Source organism: Sphingopyxis sp. HIX, from assembly GCF_001468285.1.
In the GTDB taxonomy this organism is placed as follows: Bacteria; Pseudomonadota; Alphaproteobacteria; order Sphingomonadales; family Sphingomonadaceae; genus Sphingopyxis.
In genome coordinates, this window is record NZ_LNSB01000025.1 from 21395 (window position 1) to 41633 (window position 20239).

The following is a 20239-nucleotide window of genomic DNA, read 5'->3' on the forward strand; positions in this document are numbered from 1 at the left end:
GAATCGCAATCAGGCCGCCGGTTTACCGCGCGGCCTTTTTGCTGCCCGGCAGGTCGACCAGCTCGAACTGGAGCAGCAGGCTGCGCTGCCAGCTGTTGAAATTATCGTCGGCGACGAGCCACAGGAAGGTGCGCCCGCCCTCGACCGATACTGCCGCGCCCTCGTAATTTTCGCGCAGCGCCTCGGGAACCGTCCCGACGATCAACGACCGCACCACCCCGTCCTTCGTGATGTCCGCGGGATCGACGATGGCGAGCGTGGTCGTGAACAGCGGCGACACGCCGAGCGAGCGGTGGACGAGGAGGATACGGCCGTCGGGAAGCGGGGCGGCGTCGCTGACTTGGCCCTTGCCCCCGGCATCGTAGAAGAAACGCAGGCCCCGCGCGCCCGGGCTGGCGGGGTCGCCGGTGAAGAGCAAAGCCTCGCGCCCGCGATCATCGTCGTCGGCATCCTCCGAAAAGACGATCATACGCCCGTCGGCGAGCCGCGCCATCGCCTCGGCGCCGCGATTCGCGGGCCAGTGCGCGAGCTGCGCCGATTTGTTGCGCGATTCGATCCGCGTCAGCGCGGGATCGAGCCGCCAGATCTGGTCGATCCCCTCGAGCGCGACCCAGATCCTGCCCGTCGCCGGATCGACCGCGACCGCCTCGGTATCGGTAAAGGCCTTGCTGCCCGGGTTGCGCAGCGGCAGCGGCAACGCGCCGATCGTCACCGCCTCCACCCCGCCCGCGCCGAGCGTCAGCCGCACGGCGCGGCCATTGTCGCCGAGCAGCAGGAAACGGCCGGGGCCGAGCCGCGCGAGCGCCGAGAAGCCGCCGAAGAAGCTGTTCGGGCTCGTCAGCCGCCAGCCGCGGACGAAGCGCAGGCTGCCGCTGGTTCCCGCGGGGTGGATCAGCGGGCGGGCGCTCGCACTCTGGCTGCGGTCGACGACGGTATAGCGATGGTGCGTCCCGGGCACCGGGCCGAGCGTCAGGAAGATGAGGGCGGCGGGGAGGAGGCGGCGCATCGCCGCGGGCGTAGAGCGAAGCGCGGGCAAAGGAAAGCGCGCGGAAGCGTGGGTCAAGCTGAACCTCGGGCAACCAAGGCTGAACGCCAGCCAACAGCCGCGTTCAGGGTCGGCTCAAGGCGAATCGCCTAGAACCTCTTCATCGACAACGCCCAGACGGGCTGAACGACGATAGAAGGAGACAGACAATGAAAAAGATGGTGACTCTCTCGATCGCCGCCCTGATGTCCACCGCGACGCTGGGCGTGGCGACTCCCGCCGCGGCGCAGAACGGCTATTACGACCGCGACGGCTATTCGAGCTATTACAGCGGCTACGACCGCGACGACCGTCGCTATGACCGTCGTTACGATCGCCGCGACAACCGCCGCGATTACCGCAACGACCGTCGTTACGACAATCGCTACAACAACCGCTATCGCGGCCAGCGCTGCGACAACGGCACCGGCGGCACGATCATCGGCGCGATTGCCGGCGGCCTTGCCGGTCACGAAATCGCCGGTCGCGGCGACCGCACGGTCGGCACGATCATCGGCGGCGCCGTCGGCGCCATCGCGGGCCGCGCGATCGACAAGGGGAATGACGGCTGCCGCTAAGGGCTGACCCGACCCCCAATATCTTCCCTCCCCCTTTGCCCCCGCCCGGTTTCGTACCGGGCGGGGTTTTCTTTTGGGGTGGGCGATGTCCGAAAGCGGGCGGAGCCGACCTTGGAAATCCTCCCCATCCCAAGGCTGCCTCTTCCCACCCTCCGCGCTTCTTCTTCACCGCAATGTGATTCTCCAATTGACAATCACATCATGATGTGAAAACTGCGCGGCATGTCTACGCAACTCATCGAGCGCATCCGCGCCATCGTCGATGACGGCGCCATGTCCCGTTCGGGGCTCGCGCGCGCCGCCGGTCTCCACGCCAACAGCCTGCGCGACCTCGATTCGCCGGGCTGGAACCCCACGGCGGACACGCTGCGCAAGCTGGAGAACTGGCTCGCGCACGGCAGCGACCTGTCGCCGATGGCGACCCCCGAGGAAATCATCGCCGAGGCGCGCAACGGCCGCATGTTCATCCTCGTCGACGACGAGGACCGCGAAAATGAGGGCGACCTGATCATCCCCGCGCAGATGGCGACCCCCGACGCGATCAATTTCATGGCGACGCACGGCCGAGGGCTCGTCTGCCTGACGCTGACCCGCGAGCGCGTCGAGCAACTCGGGCTCGAGCTGATGACGCGCAACAACCGCTCGCGCCACGGCACCGCCTTCACCACCTCGATCGAGGCGCGCGAGGGCATCGACACCGGCATTTCGGCGGCCGACCGCGCGCGCACCGTGTCGGTCGCGATCGACGCCTCGCAGGGCCGCGACGACATCGTCACCCCCGGCCATGTCTTTCCGCTGATCGCGGTCGACGGCGGCGTGCTGGTGCGCGCCGGGCATACCGAGGCCGCGGTCGACATCAGCCGCCTCGCGGGGCTCAACCCCTCGGGCGTGATCTGCGAGGTGATGAACGACGACGGCACGATGGCGCGCCTCGACGACCTCATCCCCTTCGCGCGGCGCCATGGGATGAAGATCGGCACGATCGCCGACCTGATCGCCTATCGCAGCCGCACCGACCGGCTGGTCGAATGCGTCGCCGACGAACCCTTCGAATCGGACTATGGCGGCGACTGGCGGCTCAAATCCTATCGCAACAAGACCGACGGCAGCATCAACCTGGTGCTGCAGAAGGGCACCGTCGACCCCGACGGCACGACGCTGGTGCGCATGCACCCCGTGTCGCTGTTCGACGACCTGATGGGGCGCCCAGGGCCGAAAAAGCGCCGCCTGCAGCGCTCGATGGACGCGATCGGCGAGGCCGGGTCGGGGGTCATCGTGCTGCTGATGCGCCCGCTGCCCGGATCGGCCGACGCCGACGCGGTGCCGCCGCCGACGGGGGGCATGGACCTTCGCACCTATGGCATCGGAGCACAGATCCTGGTCGACCTGGGCGTCCATGCGATGGAATTGCTGACCCCCTCGCACCATAATCTCGTCGGACTGGAAGGCTATGGCCTGTCGGTCGTCGGCGAACGCTCGATCCCCGGGGAGGCCGAATAATGGCGCATGTGCTGATCGTCGAAGCCCGCTTCTACAGCCATTTGAACGACATGCTGCTCGACGGCGTGCGCTCGGCGCTCGAAGCCGAGGGGCATAGCCACGAGACGGTGACCGTCCCCGGCGCTCTGGAAGTACCCGCGGCGATTTCGCTGGCGGCCGACAGCGGACGCTACGACGCCTATGTCGCGCTCGGCGTCGTGATCCGCGGCGAAACCTATCATTTCGAGGTCGTCTCGAACGAGAGCGCGCGCGGCATCATGGCACTGACGCTCGACGGGCTCGCGATCGGCAACGGTATCCTCACCGTCGAGAATGAAGAGCAAGCGCTTGCGCGCGCCGACAAGACGCGCAAGGATAAGGGCGGCGAAGCGGCCAAGGCCGCGCTCGCGATGCTGGCCCTGAAGGAGCAGTTCGGCATTGGCTGACCGACCACCCCCCAGCCGCTATTCCGTCGTCGAACGCGGCGGGCGGCTGGTGGTGATCGACAGGACGACCGGCCAGATCCCGCTGAGCGCCGCCGAGCGCATGGACCAGCACGACCGCGCGATGGGCGTCGAGCCGATTCGGCCCGAACGGAGCCGCACGCCTGCACCCGCCGCGACCCCTGCCCCGCGCGCCGACACGCGGCCGACGCCCCCGGCGGGCGACCGCGGCAATGCGTCGATGGCGGCGGCGGTCGCCGAACGCAATCGGCGGCCGTGGAGCAACGCGCCGACCAATCGGGACCGGCCGCCCCCTGCTCCAACAACTGCTCCCGCGCCAGCGCGAATCGCCGAGCGCCCGGCCCCGCCGCGCGGCGGCGCGCGCAAGACGATCGTCACCGCCAAATGGTGGGACAGCAAGGGCCCGCGCACGATCGAACTCGGGCCCAAGGGTCAGTCGGCGCTGAGCGGCGGTTTCGTCGCGATCGTGATCGGCGCGCTGATCGCGGCGGTCGTGCTGCTGATGATCGAGCCGGTGATCTTCTTCATCACCGGCTTCCTCCTCTTCCGCTTCGGCGGCGGCGTGCTCGGCCCGATCGGTGCGGGCATCGTCGACAAGGCGCTGGCGGAGCGCGATTAGCAAACCGTCGCCCCCGCGAAAGCGGGGGCCGCTGGCCGCCTTTCTCAGCAGCGCTGCGCAAAACCGATGGCGGCCCCCGCCTTCGCGGGGGCGACGCCGGTTTCCTACGCCACCTGCAGCGCCGGATAGTCGGTGTAACCCTCGGGGCCCGGCGAATACCAGGTCTGCGGATTGTCGGCCGACCATTCGGCGCCCGCGCGGATGCGTTCGACCAGGTCGGGGTTGCCGATGAACGGGCGTCCGAAAGCGATCGCATCGGCGAGCCCGCTCGTCACCGCCTCCTCGGCGAGCGCGACGTCATAGTCGCTGTTGAGGATCAGCGGGCCCTTGAACGCCGCACGAATCGCCGGCGACTGCTTGGGCACATCGGTGCGCCCGAAGGTGCCCTCGGGGCCGGGCTCGCGCAGTTCGAGGAAGCCGATGCCGAGCTCGCCCAGCGCCCCGGCCGCCGCCGGGAAGAGCTTTTCGGGCGCGCTGTCGTCGACGCCCTGCGTCGCGCCGTTCGGCGACAGGCGCACCGAAACGCGGCCGGCGCCCCACACGCCGATCAAAGCTTCGGTGACTTCGCGCAGCAGGCGGATGCGGTTCTGGGCCGACCCGCCATAATCGTCGTCGCGCAGGTTCGAATTGTCGCGCAGGAACTGGTCGATCAGATAGCCGTTGGCGCCGTGCAGCTGCACCCCGTCGAAGCCCGCCTTTTTCGCGTTCTCGGCGGCGTGGACATAGTCGGCGATCACGCGCGGGATCTCGTTCAGCTCGAGCGGGCGCGCGACCTCGAGGTCGCGGCGGCCGACCGGCGTATGCGCGCGGCCCTCGCCGACCGTGGCCGAGGCCGACACCGGCGGCTTGCCGTCGTTGAACACCGAATGGACCAGGCGGCCCATGTGCCACAGCTGCGCGACGATGCGCCCACCGGCCTCGTGCACCGCCTCGGTCACGGGCTTCCACCCTTCGACCTGCGCGTCGGTCCACAGGCCCGGCGCCGACGGCCAGCCGAGGCCTTCCTGCGAAATGCCGGTCGCTTCGGAAATGATCAGCCCCGCCGAGGCGCGCTGGCGATAATAGTCGCGCGCGAGCTCGTTCGGCACGAAGCCGGGGCCGGCGCGGCCGCGCGTCAGCGGCGCCATGATGATGCGGTTCGGCGCGTCGATGGCGCCCAGCTGGATCGGATCGAACAATGATGCGGACATGGAGATCTCCTCGTCTCGTTTTTAGGCGTCTCGTTTTTTAGCGACGCCCCCCGGGGTCGCCGCTATGGGCAGCGAAGCTATGGACAGCGATGCCCCGGCGCAAGCATGGGTAGCAAAAGAAAATCTAACGGCAGGACAAGCGGTGACCGAGGATAGCCCAGCGACACAGCCCGGCCGCTGGGCCTTTGCCGCGCTGCTCGCGGGCAATATGGCGCTGTCGATCGGCGCGATGCTCGTGCGGCTCGCCGATACGGGACCGACCGCCTCGGCCTTCTGGCGCATGACGCTCGCCGCGCCGGTGCTGCTCTTCCTCGCCTGGCGCGAGACCGGCGGGCGGCTGCCGCCGCGCCCGGCCATGCTGATCGCCGCCGCCGCGGGCATCTTCTTCGCCTTCGACCTCGCCGCCTGGCACATCGGCATCCTCCAGACCAAGGTCGCCAACGCGACCCTGTTCGGCAATTGCGCCAGCCTGCTGCTCGTCATCTGGGGCATTTTTCTGACCCGCAGCCTGCCGCGCGGGTGGCAGGCGCTGGCGATCGGCCTCGCCTTCGCGGGGTCCGCGCTCCTGATGGGACAAAGCTACGAACTCTCGCCCGACTATCTGGTCGGCGACCTGCTCAGCCTGCTCGCGGGCATTCTCTACACCGGCTACGTCATCCTGATGCAGCGCGTGCGCGGCACGATCGGCGCCTGGTCGGCGCTCGCCATCGCCTCGCTCGTCTGTCCGCCGATCCTGCTCGGGGTGGCCTTCGCGCTGGACGAAGTGGTGATGCCGCACAATTGGACCCCCCTCCTCCTGCTCGCGCTGACCAGCCAGATCGTCGGCCAGGGACTGATGATCTGGTCGCTGCCGCGCTTCAGCCCGCTCGTCATCGGACTCACCCTGCTCGTCCAGCCCGCGCTCGCCGCGCTCGCGGGCTGGCTGATGTTCGGCGAGCTGCTCGGCCCGATCGACCTGATCGGCGGGCTGATGGTCGGCGCGGCGCTGGTGCTGATCCGGTTGCCGAGCCGCGGCGAACGGCCTATCTGAATCTTATGGCCTCCACCCTGCACGCCGACCCCACGCTCGAAGAGATTCGCGCCGCGCTCGCGCCGCTGATCGCCGCGAACGCCGCCTTCGACGGCTTTAGCGAAGCCGCTTTGGCCGATGCAGCGGCGCGCGCCGGGGTCGACGCCGACGTCGCGCGGCTCGCCTATCCCGGCGGCGGGCGCGACATGGTCGACGCCTGGTTCGCCGGTATCGACGGTGCGATGGCGGCGCAATGGCCGGCCGAGAAGCTCGCCACGCGCAAGATTCGCGAGCGGATCACCACGCTCGTCGAAATGCGGATCGACCTGCTCGCGCCGAATCGCGAAGCGCTGCGGCGCGCGCTCGCGCTGCTCGCCTTGCCGACCAACGTGCCCTTCGCGGCAAAGCTCGGCTGGCGCGCCGCCGACCTGATGTGGCGCCTCGCGGGCGACACCGCGACCGATTATAATCATTACAGCAAGCGCGCGATCCTCGGCAGCGTCTATGGCGCGACGATGGCGGTGTTCCTGAACGATGAGAGCGAGGGCCACGCCGACACCCGCGCCTTCCTCGCGCGCCGCATCGACCAGGTGATGCGCTTCGAAGGCTGGAAGCACCGCCGCGCCGCGACCAAGGTCGAACGCCCCAGCCTCGCGCGCTTCATCGGGCGATTGCGCTACCCGGGACGCTGAAGCGTTTCCATAAAGGACTGGCGCCGCGCGGGCGATATTGATAATCGCTCGCAAATGACTGCTTTGCTCGATAGCGCGCCGCTGGGCGTCGCGGTGCGGATCGCCGGGATCGACTGGTCCGCCATGTCCGAGGACGAAGGCCGCCGCCTGCGCGAATTCGGTTTGATGGAAGGGGTCGAGATCACCCCGCTGCACCGCGGCAGCATCTTCTCGCGCGACCCGCTCGCGCTCGCGGTCGGGCGGATGCGCGTGATCATCCGTGCGCGCCAGGCGGCGATGATTTCGGTCGAGTCTCCGGTCAGCGAGCCCGCCGAATCATGACCGGCGCCGTCCCCACCATCGCGCTCGTCGGCAATCCCAATGCCGGAAAATCGAGCCTGTTCAACGCGCTGACCGGCGCGCGGCAGAAGATCGCCAATTATCCCGGCGTCACCGTCGAGCGCAAGGCAGGGCACGCGAGCTTCGCCGACGGCCGCCCGATCTCGCTGATCGACCTGCCCGGCACCTACAGCCTGATCCCCGCGAGCCCCGACGAGGCGGTGACGCGCGACGTGATCCTTGGGCGTCAGGAGGGCGAGCGCCAACCCGACGCGCTGATCGTCGTGCTCGACGCCGCCAATCTCGACAATCATCTCTGCTTCGCGCTCGAATTGATCGCGCTCGGGCTGCCGACGGTGGTCGCGCTCAACATGCTCGACCTCGCCGAACGCGACGGGCTGACGCTCGACCCCGCGCGGCTCTCGAAGGAACTCGGCGTGCCCGTCGTGCCGACCGTGGCGGTGCGCAAGCGCGGCATGGCCGAGCTGCTCGGCGCGGTCGACGAGGCGCTGCGCGGCGCCAAGCCCGCCGCGCCGATCGCGCAGGTCCCGACCCCGAGCGACGCTGCGCTGCACAGCCGCGCGCGTGCGATCTCGCGTGCGGCGACGCTGTCCGAAACCCCGGTGCGCCGCTGGACCGCGCGCGTCGATGCGGTGGTGCTGCACCCCGTCGTCGGTTTCCTCATCCTGCTCGCGCTGATGTTCGTGATGTTCCAGGCGGTCTATGCCTGGGCCGGCCCGCCCGCCGACGCGCTCGAAGCCGGCGTCGGCGTGCTCCAGAGCTGGGTCGTCGAGAACATTCCGCAGAATTTCCTGCGCGACCTGGTCGTCGAGGGGCTGCTCGCGGGCGTCGGTGCGGTCGTCGTCTTCCTGCCTCAGATCCTGATCCTCTTTCTCTTCATCCTGCTGCTCGAGGCGTCGGGCTACATGACCCGCGCCGCCTTCCTCATGGACGGGCTGATGGCCAAGGTCGGCCTCTCGGGCCGCGGCTTCATTCCGCTGCTGTCGAGCTTCGCCTGCGCGGTGCCCGGGATCATGGCGACGCGCGCGATTCCCGACGAAAAGGACCGGCTGACGACGATCCTGATCGCGCCGCTGATGACCTGTTCGGCGCGGCTGCCCGTCTATGCGCTGATCATCGCCGCCTTCATCCCGAACCGCGGCGTCGGCGGCACCGGCATCGGGCTGCAGGGGCTGGTGCTCTTCGGCCTCTATCTCGCGGGCATCGTCGGTGCGCTGATCGTCGCCTTCGCGCTGCGCCGCACGGTCGCCAAGGGCAATGCCGCGGGCTTCATGATGGAAATGCCGCGTTACCAGATGCCGCAGTGGCGCGACGTGGCGCTCGGGCTGTGGCAGCGCGCATGGATATTCCTGCGCCGCGCGGGTACGATCATCGCGATGACCACAGTCGTCCTCTGGCTGCTCCTGACCTTTCCCAAGGCGCCGCCGGGCGAGAGCCAGGTCGATTACAGCGTCGGCGGTCGCATTGCGAGCGGGCTGGAGGTCGTGGTCAAGCCGATCGGCTTCAACCACGATATCGCGCTCGCGCTGATCCCCGCGATGGCGGCGCGCGAGGTCGCGGTGTCGGCGATGGCGACCGCGAACGCGATCGACGCCGGCGACGACGAGGAAGCGATGGCCGAGACGCTGGGCGAGCGGCTGCAGGGCAAGTGGAGCCTCGCCACCGCGCTCGCCTTCCTCGCCTGGTTCGTCTTCGCGCCGCAGTGCATTTCGACGATCGCGATCACGCGACGCGAGACCAATGGGTGGAAATGGCCCATGTTCATGGTTGGCTATTTGTTCCTGCTCGCCTATGCCGCAGCAGGTATCACTTATTGGACGGCGGTCGCCTTCGGTCTCGGCTGACGTCCCCTCAATCTATCGGGAGCGGAGCGGCGATGGCTGGCAGCGTCAACAAGGTTATTCTGATCGGCAATCTGGGCGCGGACCCGGAGATCAAGTCGTTCCAGAACGGCGGCAAGATCGCCAATATCCGCATCGCGACGAGCGAACAGTGGAAGGACCGCATGTCGGGCGAGCGTAAGGAGCGCACCGAATGGCATAATGTCGTGATCAACGGCGACGGGCTGGTCGGGGTGGTCGAGCGCTATCTGAAGAAGGGCTCGAAGGTCTATATCGAGGGCTCGCTGCGCACCCGCAAGTGGCAGGACCGCGACGGCAACGACCGCTACACGACCGAAGTCGTGATCGCGGGCATGGGGGGCAACCTCACCATGCTCGACGGCGCGCCCGGCGGTGGTGGCGGCTCGCGCGGCGGTGGCGGCGACTGGGACAATGGCGGCGGCGGCGGCGGCGGCTGGAACCAGGGCGGCGGTGGTTCGGGCGGCAACTCGGGCGGCGGTTGGAACCAGGGTGGCGGCGGCAGCTCGGGCGGTGGCTCGGGCGGCGGGCGCCCGCCGTTCGACGACGATCTGGACGACGACGTCCCCTTCTGAGGCGCCGATCCATGGCGAGTGACCTGCTGATCGCCGCCGACGTCGCGCGCGGCGTGTGCCGGCTGTTCGCGCAGCAGGGTCTCGTCGCGATCCCCGAGGTGCCGCTCCCGAACGGGCGGCGCACCGACCTCACCGCGATCGATGCCAAGGGCCAGATCACGATCGTCGAGATCAAGGTCAGCCGCGCCGACCTGCACGGCGACGGCAAATGGCCCGACTATTGCGACTGGTGCGACCGTTTCTACTGGGCGCTCGCGGCGGGGCTCGATCCCGCGATCCTCGAGACTCCCGAATATCGCCCCGAGACCTCGGGGCTGATCGTCGCCGACCGTTATGGCGCCGCGGTGGTGCGCGAGGCGGCAAGCTGCAACCTCGCCCCGGCACGGCGCAAGGCCGAGCTGCTGCGCATCGGCCGCCTGGCGATGCGGCGCTCGATGGTCGCGATGGATCCCGAAATCGCGGCGGGCTGGGTCGAGGGCTGATACCGCTTGCGTGGGCGCGGAAAAATTATCTCAGGCAAAGGCGCGAAGGCGCAAAGCGGGCAGCCAGCGCGGCGGGCCTTTCGATAATCTCACACAAAGACACAAAGAGGGCGACTTGCCCAAACGCCGCAGTGTAAGGCCGGCGCGAAGCGCCTTTTCATGGTCGCCTGCGGCGACAGGAGACGGCCGCGCAATACCACGCCCTCTTTGTGTCTTTGTGTGAGATTCTTCTTCTTTGCGCCTTCGCGCCTTTGCGTGAGACATTCGCGTAACCAGCCTCGAAGGCCGATCACCCCCGCGCCTGCATCCGCGCGAGATAGCGCGCGAGGATGTCGATCTCGAGGTTCACCGGCCGCCCCTCGGCCGCCTCGTCGAGCGTCGTCATCGCCTGTGTGTGCGGGATGATGTTGAGCGTGAAATGCGCCTCGCCCGACGCGAGGTCGGCGACCTCGTTGACGGTCAGCGACACGCCGTCGACGGTGATCGAGCCCTTGGCCGCGATATGCGGCGCGAGCGCGGGCGGCGCCGCGACGGTGACCGCGATGCTGTCGCCGACCGGCGTGATCGACACGATGCGGCCGACCGCGTCGACATGGCCGGTGACGATATGCCCGCCGAGTTCGTCGCCGACCTTGAGCGCGCGCTCGAGGTTCAGCCGGCGCCCCGGCTCCCACATCCCCGGCGCGGTGCGCGCGATCGTCTCGGCGCTGGCGTCGATCGCGAACCAGTCGCCGTCGGCGGCCTTGCCCTTTTCGACGACGGTCAGGCACGCGCCCGAACAGGCGATCGAGGCGCCGAGGTCGATGCTGTCGGTATCATAGGCGGTGGCGATGACGAGCCGCGCGTCGCCGCGATCCTCGCGCGCGCGCACGGTGCCGATGTCGGTGATGATGCCGGTGAACATGGGGCTCTTATCCTTCTCTGACGCGCTCGTAGACGTCGAGCCGGTCGCTGCCAAGCAGGCGGCTGTCGGCCAGCCGCCAACGCCCGTGCGCGTCGGCGAGATCGGCCAGCCCGATGTCGCCGAGCGCCGCCTTGCCCGCGCCGATCAGGATCGGCGCGCGATAGAGCAAAAGCCGGTCGACGCGGTCGGCGGTGAGGAAGGCCGACGCCGCGCCCGCGCCGCCCTCGACGAGCAAAGAATCGACGCCCGCAACCGATTCGGGCGACGCCACTGCAGTCCAGCCCGCCGGTGCTGCGCCGTGCGTCAGCAGCAGGCGCCGCGGCCTGCGGTCCTCGAGGCCGGGCAGGCGCACGTCGAGCGTCGGCGAATCGGCTTCATAAGTACCGCGCCCGACCAATATCGCCTGGTGCATCGCGCGTTCGAGATGGCCGTGCGCGCGCGCGCGGGCGCCGGTGATCCAGCGGCTCGCGCCGTCGGCGCGCGCGATCCGGCCTTCGAGCGAGGTCGCGAGCTTGAGCGTCACGAACGGCCGCCCCTCGGCCTGCCGCGTCCACCACGGCGCCATCGCGGCGCGCGCCTCGGCGGGCATGACGTTGAAGACGACCTCGATCCCGGCATCCTGCAGCCGGGCGATCCCCCGACCGTCGGTCCGCGAATCGGGATCCTGTGCGGCGATCATGACGCGCGCGACCCCCGCGGCGATCAACGAATCGCTGCACGCCGGCCCGCGCGCGCTGGCGTGCGCGCAGGGTTCGAGGCTGACATAGGCGGTCGCGCCGCGCGCCGCGTCGCCGGCGGCGGCGAGCGCCACCGCCTCGGCGTGCGGCCGCCCGCCCGCCTGCGTCCAACCGCGCCCGACGACTCGCCCGTCCTTAACGAAGATGCAGCCGACATTGGGGTTAGGCGCCGAGGCGGGGCGCCCGCGCCGCGACAGCGCGATCGCCGCCGCCATCCAGTCGGCATCGGCGCGGAGGCGCTGCATCGACTAGCGGGCGGTCGCGGCGAGGGGCGTGGCGGTCGCGGGAGGCGGCGCGGCAGGCGCTGCCTTCGGACCCCGCGCGGCGCGTTCGGCGAGCGTCGAGCGCTTGGGCGGCTCGGGTTTCTTCTTCGCCGCCGCCGCGGCATCGGCGCCCAGCGTTTCCTGCGTCAGCTTGTCGGCCTCGGCCGAATCATATTCGACCCCCATCATGTCGGCGAGGCGCTGATATTCGGCGCGCTTTTCGGCGTTGCGCTGCGTGATCTCCTTGGCGCGCGCGACCCAGTCGGCGCGGATCTCGGCATCGCTGCGCGTCTCGGCCCAATTCTCGAAATAGACGATCTGCGCCTTGGGCTTCTCATAAGGGATCAGATATTGCGACACGCCGTTGAACACGAGGTAGGTCAGGGCGATCGCGACGCCCCAGACTGCCCAGCGATGCGGGCGCGGCTCGCGGACATAGGCCCAGAAATCGGACAGGCCGCCGCCGATATCGGGAGTGGTGAACATGCGCATAGGCGTAATTTAGGCGATGTCGTGCCGATTTGCGAGGGGGTAGCGATTGCGCGCGCCGCAAGCCGCCCGGTGTCTCGATTGCAAAAAATGCAATTGCAGATGCTCATTTCGCAGTTGCACAAATTTTTGTGCGCTGCAATATGAGCATGCCTTTTAGGCATCCTCTCCCAAAACTTTCACGGGCCACCTTCGGGTGGCCCTTTTTTTTGCCCGAAACCGCCGATTTCTCGACTTTTTGAGTCGAGAAACGCGATCCGGTTCGAATCAGCGGCGGCGAATCACTGCTGGACGGGCGTCCGCGATTCGAATCGCCGCACCTCGGCGATGAAGCTGCCCGGCAGCGCGGTCGGCTGGCCACTGTCGCTGTCGATATGGGCGTAGCTGATTGCGATATCGGTAAGCCGCTGCGAATTCCGGAAAATTCCGCAATGGAGCGTGAAGCTCGTGCGCCCGAAGGCGCTGATTCGCGCGGCGATGGTAATCAGTTCGTCGAGCCGCGCGGGCGCATGATAGTCGATCTCGCAATGCGTCTCGCGAATGTCTGTACCATATTGGTGAAAATAGGGCCCGGGCTGCCCCTCACCGAGCGCGCGGAAATATTCGGTCACGCCGATGTCGGCATAGACCAGATAATGGGCGTTGAAGACGATATTCTGCCCGTCGATCTCGTTGAAGCGCACGCGCACCGTCTCGTGCACGCGAAAATCGCCGAGCGGAAGCTGTTCGATCGCCATGGTCAGGCGGCGAGCGCGGCGGGGGCGCGGTCGAGCGGGGCACACGCCGCTTCGAGCCATTCGCGATCGTCGCCGTCCATGCCGGGCGCCAATTTCTCGAACACCTGCGCATGATAGGCGTCGAACCAGTCGGCCTCGGCGGGCGAGAGCAGCGCAGTATCGACGAGATCTCTCGCGATCGGCGCGAAGGTGATCGTCTCGAACCCCAGCATATCCTCTTCGGCGCCGTCGATGCGCTGCGGCACCACGATCACCAGATTTTCGATGCGGATGCCAAAATGCCCCGCCTTGTAATAGCCGGGCTCGTTCGAGAGGATCATGCCCGCGTGGAGCGGCTCCTCGGTCCCCGCTTGCCCGCCCGACGGCTTGGCGATGCGCTGCGGCCCTTCGTGGACCGCGAGATAGGTGCCAACGCCGTGCCCGGTGCCATGCGCATAATCCACCCCATCGGCCCAGAGATATTGTCGCGCGAGGATGTCGAGCTGGCTGCCGCGCGTGCCCTTGGGGAAACGCGCGGTGGCGAGCGCGATATGCCCCTTGAGCACCTGCGTGAAGCGGCGGCGCATCTCGGCGGTGGGCGTGCCGATCGCGATGGTGCGCGTGATGTCGGTGGTGCCGTCGGCGTATTGCCCGCCCGAATCGACGAGGTAGAGCGTGCCGGTCTCGATCGCGCGGTTGGTGGTCTCGTCGACCTTGTAATGCGGCAGCGCGCCATTGGGACCGGCGGCCGAGATGGTGTCGAAGCTCAGATCGACGAGCCCGCCGTTCGCCTCGCGGAAGTCGCGCAGCTTCGCCGCGGCGCCAAGCTCGTCGAGGCCGCCCTGCGGCGCGACATCCTCCATCCACTGCAGGAAGCGCGCCACCGCGACGCCGTCGCGGACATGCGCGGCGCGCGTGCCGCCCAGCTCGACGTCGTTCTTGATCGCCTTGGGCAGCACCGCGGGGTCACGGTGGCGCTCGATCCTGGCGCCCGCCGCCTCGAGCGCGGTGAAGATCGCCGCGACCGCCGAGCCGGGGTCGACCGCGACTTGTCTGTCCTTGAGGGCCGCGAGCGCCGCCTCGAACGCGGAGCGATCGTGGATGCGCACGCTGTTGCCCAGATGCGCGCGCACCGCGTCGGTCATCTTTTCGGGCGCGATGAACAGGTCCGCCGTCGCATCGGCATGGAGCAAGGCGAAAGCGAGCCCGACCGGCGTATGGCTGACGTCCTGCCCCCGAATATTGAAGGTCCAGGCGATCGAATCGAGCGCGGTCATCACGCTGGTGTCGAGCCCCTTGTCCTTCAGCCAGTCGGCGATCACCTGCCTTTTGTCGATCGCGCTCTGCCCCGCGAGCTTGACGTCGTGCACCGCGACCGGCGCGTCGCTCGGCGCGGGCTGGTCGTCCCACACCGCATCGATCGGGTTGCTGTCCACCGCGACGAGCTCGGCGCCCTTGGCCTTGAGCGCGTTGGCGGTGGCATTGGCCCAGTCGATGCCGTGGAGCCAGGGATCGTACCCGATTTTCTGCCCCGCGCTGACGTTGGCGCCAAGCCATTCGGCGACGCTCGACGCCGGCACGCCGACATAGTCGAACAGGGTGCCGTCGACCTGGTCGCGCACCTGCACCGTATAGCGCCCGTCGATGAACACCGCGGCCTTGGCGGGCAGCACCGCCGCGGTCCCCGCCGATCCGCCGAAGCCCGTCAGCCACGCCATGCGCTGCGCATAGGCGCCGACATATTCGCTCATATGCTCGTCGCTGATCGGCACGACGAAGCCGTCGATCCCGCGCTTCGCGAGGGTGGCGCGCAGACGGCTCAGGCGGTCGGCATGGACAGGGCTGGACATCGGATGTTCCTTGTTCCTACATCGCGGCAATCCCGCCCGTTCCGGGCGACACCGCGGGGGTTTTTGCGATGCGCGCTATTTGGATGTTTCTGGCGGCAATTGCCACCCCGCTTGTCGCGCCCGCCGGCGCTTTCGCCGAAGAGAAAGAGACGAATTTGACCGACACGCCCCCCGCCTTGGCCGCCGCCCCCGTCGCGGACAAGCGCCCGCACGAAATGACGCTGCACGGCAAGACCCTCTCGGACCCGTATCACTGGCTGAAGGACGAGAGCTATCCGGTGATCGACGACAAGGATGTCCTCGATTATGTGAAGGCCGAAAATGCGTATTTCGACGCGGCGATGAAGCCGCACGCCGACCTCGTCGAAACCCTGTTCCAGGAAATGAAGGGCCGCATCAAGGAGGCCGATTCGTCGGTGCCGCAGAAGGACGGCGACTGGGTCTATTGGGTCGAGTTCGAAGAGGGCGCCGAGTATAAGAAATGGTACCGCAAGCCCGTCGCGGGCGGGGAGCCGGTGCTGATCCTCGACGAGGTCGCGATGGCCGCGGGCAAGGATTATTTCCGCCTCGCCGAGCTGTCGATCAGCCCGAACGGCAAGCTGATGGCCTATTCGTTCGACGACAATGGGTCGGAACGCTTCGAGGTGCGCATCCGCAACCTCGAGACCGGCGAAATGCTGCCCGACGTCATCCCCGGCACCTTGTCGTCGCTGATCTGGACCTCCGGCAATGACGCGATTTTGTACGGCCTCGCCAACGAGAATTGGCGCACCGACAATGTCCGGCTGCACAAGCTCGGCACGCCGATTACCGACGACAAATTGCTCTACAAGGAGCCCGACATCGGTTTCGGGGTCGGCATCGGCAAGACCGCGGCCGACAATTATATCGTGATCGCGACGGGCGATAACGAGACGAGCGAGGTCTATCTGCTCCCCGCCGACAATCCCGAAGCCCCGATGCAGCTGGTGTCGGCGCGCAAGAAGGGCCGCGAGTATAGCGTCGATGAGCGGGACGGCACGCTCTACATCCACACCAACGACGAGCATCCCAACTTCCGCGTCGCCACCGCGAGCATCGAGACGCCGGGGACATGGAAGACGCTGATCGCCGGGTCGGATCACAGCTACATCACCGGATTGTCGGTGTTCCGCGACTATTTCGTGATCGAGGCGCGCGAGGACGGGCTCGACCAGGTCGACATCCGCCAATATGACGCGCCGCTGACCCCCGGCCGGATCCAGTTCCCCGAAGCGACTTATGTGGCGGGGCTCGGCGACAACCCCGAATATCATCAGGACAAGCTGCGGCTCGACTATGAATCGATGGTCACCCCCGACACCGTCTATGATTATGATCTCGCGAGCGGAAAGCTCGAGACGCTGAAGGTGCAGGAGATACCTTCGGGTTACGACGCGACGCAATATGTAACCGAACGGGTTAGCCTGCCGAGCCGCGACGGCAAGACGATGATCCCCGCTTCGCTCGTCTACAAGAAGGGGACCAAGCTCGACGGCAGCGCGCCGATGCACCTCTATGCCTATGGCTCTTATGGCTACCGCGTGCCGCCGGGCTTTTCGACGACGCGGCTCAGCCTCGTCGACCGCGGCATGGTCTATGCGATCGCGCACGTCCGCGGCGGCGACGACCTCGGCCGCGCCTGGTACCTCGCGGGCAAGACGACCGAGCGCAAAAACACGTTCAACGACTTCATCGACGTCGCGAAGGGACTGATCGCCAAAAAATATACCGGCGCGGGCAAGATCTCGGTCGAGGGCCGCTCGGCGGGCGGGCAGGTGATGGGCGTGATCTATAACGAGGCGCCCGAACTGTGGGGCGCGGTGCTCGCGGGGGTGCCCTTCGTCGACGTGATCAACACGATGGTCGACGAGACGCTGCCGCTGACCCCGGGCGAGTGGCCCGAATGGGGCAATCCGGTCACCGACAAGGCCGCGTTCGACTATATGCTGAGCTACAGCCCGTACGACAATGTAACGGCGAAGGCCTATCCGCCGATGCTGGTGTCGGCGGGGCTCAACGACCCGCGCGTGACCTATTGGGAGCCGGCGAAATGGGTCGCCAAGCTGCGCGCGACGCGGACCAACGACGCGACCCTGCTCCTGCGCACCAACATGGGCGCGGGCCACGCGGGCAAGTCGGGCCGCTGGGGCGCGCTGCGCGAAGACGCCGAGGAATTCGCTTTCGTGCTGACGCAGCTGGGGGTGGAGAAATAGATTTGGGTCGATCGCGTACGGGTCGGCTTTAGGGCGGAGAGCGGACGTTCGCTATCTCTCGCAAAACTATGCGATCTCAGCGTCTCTGCGCGAATCCGGCCGGCCTATTTGGGCCCGAAGGTCGTCCCCAGGTCGCGTACCGGCGCGTCGGCCTTGGCGTCGAGCATCGCGAGCAATTGCCCGCTACGGTCGTCGCGCCGGGCATAATCGCGCGCCGACATGCCCGCGATATGGTCGGCCTTGTCGGGATTGGCGCCGCGGCGGACGAGCAGGCGCACCATCGCGCTGTTCTTGGCCTGCACCGCCAGGATCAGCGCAGTCTCGCCGCGCCGGTTCGCCTGGTCGACCGGCGCCTTCCTGTTCAGCAGCTCGTCGGCGACGTCGGTGGTGTTGAGCAAGGCGCTGTGCATCAGCGCGGTCATCCCCTGGCGGTCGCCGATCGACGGATCGCCGCCCTTGTCGAGCAGGAAGCGCACCCACATCGTGTCGCGGCGCTTGGTGACCAGGACCAGCGCGGTCTCGCCGGTGTCGGGGTTGCGCGTGTTGACCAGCGCCGGGTCCTCCTTCAGCGCGTCGGTCGCCTTGGTGCCGTCGCGGCTGTCGACCGCCTGCAGGAAGGCGTAACCGCCGCGGAACTGCGCCTGCACCGCGGGAGCAAAGGCGAGCGCGGCGCCGGCGGCGACCAGCGACAGCGAGGCGAGGCGAAAGGCGGTGCGACGAAGCATGACCAGCGGGACCCTGTTCGAAAAGGCCGTGCGTCCCTTTTGGCGGGAACGACGACAAAGGTTGATTTTCTGCGCCTAGCCCAGCAAGGCTGGCGCGATGATGAATAAGCTGAATATGGGCCAAAAGGCCGTTCGTGCAAGCCTGCTCCTGCTCGCCGGTATCGCGCTTGCCGGTTGCGGCGGTCCCGCCAAAAGGGACGCACGGCCTTTTCGAACAGGGTCCCGCTGACCAGGACGGCAAGACCGTCCGCGACACCGACTTCGCGGGCAAATATCGCCTCGTCTATTTCGGCTACAGCTTCTGCCCCGACATCTGCCCGGTCGACGTCCAGAAATTGATGCGCGGGCTCGCCGCTTTCGAAAAGAGCGACGCGGCGCGCGGCGCCAGGGTGCAGCCGATCTTCATCACCGTCGATCCGGCGCGCGACACGCCCGCGGCGCTGGGGCCCTTCGTCGCGCGCTATCATCCGCGGTTGCTCGGGCTGACCGGCACGCCCGAACAGATCGCCGCGGTCGCCAAGGCCTTCGTCGTCACCTATCACAAGGTCGATGGCTCGGCGCCCGATCGTTATCTGATGGCGCATAGCCAGCTCGCTTTCCTGATGGACCCCGCCGGCAAGCCGCTGGTGCTGCTGCCGCTCGACGATCCCTCGACCGATGTCGACGAGGGCGCCCCCGAGAAGGTCGCCGCCGACCTCCAGAAATGGGTGAAGTGACGACGCGGCGCTTCTGGGAAATGCCGCTCGCCAGCCTCGACGCCGGCGAATGGGAGGCCTTGTGCGACGGCTGCGGCAAATGCTGCCTGCACAAATTGGAGGATGAGGACACGGGCCGCATCTATCCGACCAATGTCGCGTGCCGACTGCTCGACCTTACGACCGCGCGCTGCGGCGACTACAAGCACCGGCGGCGCCACGTCCCCGACTGCCTGACGCTGACCAAGGCGAGCGTCGCCGACATCGAATGGCTGCCGCAAAGCTGCGCCTATCGCCTGCGCGCCGAGGACCGGCCGCTGCCCGAATGGCATTATCTGATCAGCGGCGACCGCGACGCCGTGCACCGCGCGGGCCAGTCGATCACCGGCTGGACGGTCGCCGAACAGGTTGCGGGGCCGCTGGAAAATCATCTTGTCGAACGCATCGTCTGAACTGAAGGCGGCCGAGGGGCCGCATATCCGGGTGGGCGAGACGCTGTGGCCGGTGCGGCTGGTGCACCATGCGCAGTCGCGCCGCTACCGCCTCGTCTTCGACGCCGCGCGCGCCGAGCTCCGCCTCACCCTGCCGCGCCGCGGCAGCGCGGCGAAGGCGCTGCGCTGGGCGAGCGAGCAGCAGGACTGGCTGGTCCAGCAGGTCGGCAGGGCGGTGCTGCCCGTCGACATCGCGCCGGGCGCGCGCGTGCCGCTGTTCGGGACCGAGCGCCTGATCGTCTGGGACCCGGCCCTGCCGCGTGCGCTGCGCGTTGAGGATGACATATTGGCGCTTGGCGGCCCCGCCGACGGCGTCGGCCGCCGGATCGAGCGCTGGCTGAAGGCGCAGGCGCTCGAACTCATGGCCGGGGAAAGCCGCGCGATCGCCGCGCGCGCGGGGCTCAGCGTCGGGCGCGTCGGGGTCGGCGACCCGCGCAGCCGCTGGGGCAGCTGCACCGCGACGGGCGATTTGCGCTATAGCTGGCGGCTCGTCATGGCACCCGACCATGTCCGCCGCGCGACCGTCGCGCACGAGGTCGCGCACCTCCGGCACATGGATCACGGCCGCGCCTTCCACGCGCTGGTCGACGAGCTCCACGACGGCGACGTCGCCGCCGCGCGCGCATGGCTGCGCCGCGAGGGGCGCGGGCTGCACCGGTATCGGTTCGGGTAGCGGAGCCACCTCGTCATCCCCGCGAAGGCGGGGATCCAGCTTTTTCCTTCTTCGCGTTCTTTGCGCCTTTGCGCCTTTGCGTGAGATAAATTTGAATCACGCAAAGGCGCAAAGAACGCAAAGGGTCATAGGTTCAGCCGTTTGTGCTCGCT

23 protein-coding genes are annotated in these 20239 nt (G+C 68.0%); 14 read left to right on the forward strand and 9 right to left on the reverse strand.

All coding sequences use genetic code 11. The annotated features are described in order from the left end of the window. Positions 1 to 22: 22 nt before the first annotated feature. Complete coding sequence (locus ATE62_RS13025) at positions 23 to 1006, reverse strand: esterase-like activity of phytase family protein (protein ID WP_058810028.1); 984 nt, start codon at positions 1004 to 1006, stop codon at positions 23 to 25. A 188-nt stretch (positions 1007 to 1194) separates the two neighbouring features. Here ATE62_RS13025 and ATE62_RS13030 point away from each other — a divergent pair, with 188 nt between their 5' ends. From ATE62_RS13030 to ATE62_RS13045, 4 genes are all read left to right on the forward strand, one after another. Beyond that, positions 1195 to 1602: a glycine zipper 2TM domain-containing protein gene (locus ATE62_RS13030; RefSeq protein WP_058810027.1), complete on the forward strand. Its 408-nt coding sequence runs from the start codon at positions 1195 to 1197 to the stop codon at positions 1600 to 1602. Positions 1603 to 1824: 222 nt separating this feature from the next. Next, positions 1825 to 3102: a 3,4-dihydroxy-2-butanone-4-phosphate synthase gene (gene ribB / locus ATE62_RS13035; RefSeq protein WP_058810026.1), complete on the forward strand. Its 1278-nt coding sequence runs from the start codon at positions 1825 to 1827 to the stop codon at positions 3100 to 3102. Continuing rightward, positions 3102 to 3527 (forward strand): 6,7-dimethyl-8-ribityllumazine synthase, encoded by a 426-nt coding sequence (gene ribH, locus ATE62_RS13040; RefSeq protein ID WP_058810025.1) that lies wholly within the window; start codon positions 3102 to 3104, stop codon positions 3525 to 3527. Before ribB ends, ribH begins: the two co-directional genes overlap by 1 nt. Then, the gene (locus tag ATE62_RS13045) at positions 3520 to 4164 is read left to right on the forward strand and encodes a hypothetical protein (protein ID WP_156420660.1); all 645 of its coding nucleotides are present in this window, start codon (positions 3520 to 3522) and stop codon (positions 4162 to 4164) included. Before ribH ends, ATE62_RS13045 begins: the two co-directional genes overlap by 8 nt. Before the next feature lie 104 nt (positions 4165 to 4268). Here the strand turns inward: ATE62_RS13045 and ATE62_RS13050 are convergent, their stop codons facing one another. Further along, on the reverse strand, positions 4269 to 5354 hold the full coding sequence (locus ATE62_RS13050; protein ID WP_058810023.1) for an alkene reductase: 1086 nt from the start codon (positions 5352 to 5354) through the stop codon (positions 4269 to 4271). A gap of 142 nt (positions 5355 to 5496) precedes the next feature. On the opposite strand from ATE62_RS13050, the gene ATE62_RS13055 reads away from it, so the two are divergent. The 6 genes from ATE62_RS13055 to ATE62_RS13080 are packed head-to-tail and all read left to right on the forward strand — an operon-like array spanning position 5497 to position 10310. After that, a complete protein-coding gene (locus tag ATE62_RS13055; RefSeq protein WP_058810022.1) occupies positions 5497 to 6384 on the forward strand; it encodes a DMT family transporter in 888 nt (295 codons plus the stop codon). A 5-nt stretch (positions 6385 to 6389) separates the two neighbouring features. Then, positions 6390 to 7055 (forward strand): COQ9 family protein, encoded by a 666-nt coding sequence (locus ATE62_RS13060; protein ID WP_058810021.1) that lies wholly within the window; start codon positions 6390 to 6392, stop codon positions 7053 to 7055. 54 nt (positions 7056 to 7109) lie between these two features. Further along, positions 7110 to 7376: a FeoA family protein gene (locus tag ATE62_RS13065; protein WP_058810020.1), complete on the forward strand. Its 267-nt coding sequence runs from the start codon at positions 7110 to 7112 to the stop codon at positions 7374 to 7376. Then, the gene (gene feoB / locus ATE62_RS13070) at positions 7373 to 9238 is read left to right on the forward strand and encodes a ferrous iron transporter B (protein ID WP_058810019.1); all 1866 of its coding nucleotides are present in this window, start codon (positions 7373 to 7375) and stop codon (positions 9236 to 9238) included. The genes ATE62_RS13065 and feoB overlap by 4 nt, the downstream gene beginning before the upstream one ends. Before the next feature lie 32 nt (positions 9239 to 9270). Then, positions 9271 to 9828 (forward strand): single-stranded DNA-binding protein, encoded by a 558-nt coding sequence (ssb, locus tag ATE62_RS13075; protein WP_058810018.1) that lies wholly within the window; start codon positions 9271 to 9273, stop codon positions 9826 to 9828. A gap of 11 nt (positions 9829 to 9839) precedes the next feature. After that, positions 9840 to 10310: an MmcB family DNA repair protein gene (locus tag ATE62_RS13080; RefSeq protein ID WP_058810017.1), complete on the forward strand. Its 471-nt coding sequence runs from the start codon at positions 9840 to 9842 to the stop codon at positions 10308 to 10310. A 289-nt stretch (positions 10311 to 10599) separates the two neighbouring features. On the opposite strand, the gene ATE62_RS13085 is transcribed toward ATE62_RS13080, so the two are convergent. The 6 genes from ATE62_RS13085 to ATE62_RS23910 all read right to left on the reverse strand — a co-directional run bounded on the left by ATE62_RS13085 (position 10600) and on the right by ATE62_RS23910 (position 15435). After that, positions 10600 to 11214: a riboflavin synthase gene (locus ATE62_RS13085; RefSeq protein WP_058810016.1), complete on the reverse strand. Its 615-nt coding sequence runs from the start codon at positions 11212 to 11214 to the stop codon at positions 10600 to 10602. Between the two features lie 7 nt (positions 11215 to 11221). Beyond that, positions 11222 to 12166, reverse strand: a complete 945-nt coding sequence (gene ribD, locus ATE62_RS13090; protein WP_058818531.1) for a bifunctional diaminohydroxyphosphoribosylaminopyrimidine deaminase/5-amino-6-(5-phosphoribosylamino)uracil reductase RibD — start codon at positions 12164 to 12166, stop codon at positions 11222 to 11224. A gap of 33 nt (positions 12167 to 12199) precedes the next feature. Beyond that, positions 12200 to 12706, reverse strand: coding sequence for a hypothetical protein (locus ATE62_RS13095; protein ID WP_058810015.1), 507 nt, complete (start codon positions 12704 to 12706; stop codon positions 12200 to 12202). Positions 12707 to 12984: 278 nt separating this feature from the next. Beyond that, positions 12985 to 13440 carry an acyl-CoA thioesterase gene (locus ATE62_RS13100; protein WP_058810014.1) on the reverse strand — a complete coding sequence of 152 codons (456 nt, stop codon included), beginning with the start codon at positions 13438 to 13440 and terminating at the stop codon, positions 12985 to 12987. A 2-nt stretch (positions 13441 to 13442) separates the two neighbouring features. Beyond that, a complete protein-coding gene (locus tag ATE62_RS13105) occupies positions 13443 to 15269 on the reverse strand; it encodes an aminopeptidase P family protein (RefSeq protein WP_058810013.1) in 1827 nt (608 codons plus the stop codon). Between the two features lie 16 nt (positions 15270 to 15285). Then, complete coding sequence (locus ATE62_RS23910) at positions 15286 to 15435, reverse strand: hypothetical protein (RefSeq protein ID WP_231736266.1); 150 nt, start codon at positions 15433 to 15435, stop codon at positions 15286 to 15288. 49 nt (positions 15436 to 15484) lie between these two features. On the opposite strand from ATE62_RS23910, the gene ATE62_RS13110 reads away from it, so the two are divergent. Beyond that, complete coding sequence (locus ATE62_RS13110; protein WP_231736269.1) at positions 15485 to 17503, forward strand: S9 family peptidase; 2019 nt, start codon at positions 15485 to 15487, stop codon at positions 17501 to 17503. 104 nt (positions 17504 to 17607) lie between these two features. On the opposite strand, the gene ATE62_RS13115 is transcribed toward ATE62_RS13110, so the two are convergent. Continuing rightward, the gene (locus ATE62_RS13115; RefSeq protein WP_058810012.1) at positions 17608 to 18228 is read right to left on the reverse strand and encodes an ankyrin repeat domain-containing protein; all 621 of its coding nucleotides are present in this window, start codon (positions 18226 to 18228) and stop codon (positions 17608 to 17610) included. Between the two features lie 167 nt (positions 18229 to 18395). On the opposite strand from ATE62_RS13115, the gene ATE62_RS13120 reads away from it, so the two are divergent. Genes ATE62_RS13120 through ATE62_RS13130 form a run of 3 tightly spaced genes read left to right on the forward strand, consistent with a single transcriptional unit; the run spans position 18396 to position 20087 of the window. Continuing rightward, positions 18396 to 18944 (forward strand): SCO family protein, encoded by a 549-nt coding sequence (locus ATE62_RS13120; RefSeq protein ID WP_231736267.1) that lies wholly within the window; start codon positions 18396 to 18398, stop codon positions 18942 to 18944. Continuing rightward, a complete protein-coding gene (locus tag ATE62_RS13125; protein WP_058810190.1) occupies positions 18932 to 19375 on the forward strand; it encodes a YcgN family cysteine cluster protein in 444 nt (147 codons plus the stop codon). The genes ATE62_RS13120 and ATE62_RS13125 overlap by 13 nt, the downstream gene beginning before the upstream one ends. Next, positions 19356 to 20087 carry a M48 family metallopeptidase gene (locus ATE62_RS13130; protein ID WP_231736268.1) on the forward strand — a complete coding sequence of 244 codons (732 nt, stop codon included), beginning with the start codon at positions 19356 to 19358 and terminating at the stop codon, positions 20085 to 20087. The genes ATE62_RS13125 and ATE62_RS13130 overlap by 20 nt, the downstream gene beginning before the upstream one ends. Positions 20088 to 20239: the final 152 nt, after the last annotated feature.

Bases quoted from the DNA above. Each gene is read 5' to 3' on its own strand.
- ribB (WP_058810026.1), top strand. From the start codon at position 1,825: ATGTCTACGCAACTCATCGAGCGCATCCGCGCCATCGTCGATGACGGC.
- ATE62_RS13095 (WP_058810015.1), bottom strand. From the start codon at position 12,706: ATGCGCATGTTCACCACTCCCGATATCGGCGGCGGCCTGTCCGATTTC.
- ATE62_RS13105 (WP_058810013.1), bottom strand. From the start codon at position 15,269: ATGTCCAGCCCTGTCCATGCCGACCGCCTGAGCCGTCTGCGCGCCACC.
- ATE62_RS13050 (WP_058810023.1), bottom strand. From the start codon at position 5,354: ATGTCCGCATCATTGTTCGATCCGATCCAGCTGGGCGCCATCGACGCG.
- ATE62_RS13100 (WP_058810014.1), bottom strand. From the start codon at position 13,440: ATGGCGATCGAACAGCTTCCGCTCGGCGATTTTCGCGTGCACGAGACG.
- ATE62_RS13080 (WP_058810017.1), top strand. From the start codon at position 9,840: ATGGCGAGTGACCTGCTGATCGCCGCCGACGTCGCGCGCGGCGTGTGC.
- ATE62_RS13065 (WP_058810020.1), top strand. From the start codon at position 7,110: ATGACTGCTTTGCTCGATAGCGCGCCGCTGGGCGTCGCGGTGCGGATC.
- ribD (WP_058818531.1), bottom strand. From the start codon at position 12,166: ATGGCGGCGGCGATCGCGCTGTCGCGGCGCGGGCGCCCCGCCTCGGCG.
- feoB (WP_058810019.1), top strand. From the start codon at position 7,373: ATGACCGGCGCCGTCCCCACCATCGCGCTCGTCGGCAATCCCAATGCC.
- ssb (WP_058810018.1), top strand. From the start codon at position 9,271: ATGGCTGGCAGCGTCAACAAGGTTATTCTGATCGGCAATCTGGGCGCG.
- ATE62_RS13085 (WP_058810016.1), bottom strand. From the start codon at position 11,214: ATGTTCACCGGCATCATCACCGACATCGGCACCGTGCGCGCGCGCGAG.
- ATE62_RS13025 (WP_058810028.1), bottom strand. From the start codon at position 1,006: ATGCGCCGCCTCCTCCCCGCCGCCCTCATCTTCCTGACGCTCGGCCCG.
- ribH (WP_058810025.1), top strand. From the start codon at position 3,102: ATGGCGCATGTGCTGATCGTCGAAGCCCGCTTCTACAGCCATTTGAAC.
- ATE62_RS13125 (WP_058810190.1), top strand. From the start codon at position 18,932: ATGGGTGAAGTGACGACGCGGCGCTTCTGGGAAATGCCGCTCGCCAGC.
- ATE62_RS13110 (WP_231736269.1), top strand. From the start codon at position 15,485: ATGACGCTGCACGGCAAGACCCTCTCGGACCCGTATCACTGGCTGAAG.
- ATE62_RS13115 (WP_058810012.1), bottom strand. From the start codon at position 18,228: ATGCTTCGTCGCACCGCCTTTCGCCTCGCCTCGCTGTCGCTGGTCGCC.
- ATE62_RS13060 (WP_058810021.1), top strand. From the start codon at position 6,390: ATGGCCTCCACCCTGCACGCCGACCCCACGCTCGAAGAGATTCGCGCC.
- ATE62_RS13030 (WP_058810027.1), top strand. From the start codon at position 1,195: ATGAAAAAGATGGTGACTCTCTCGATCGCCGCCCTGATGTCCACCGCG.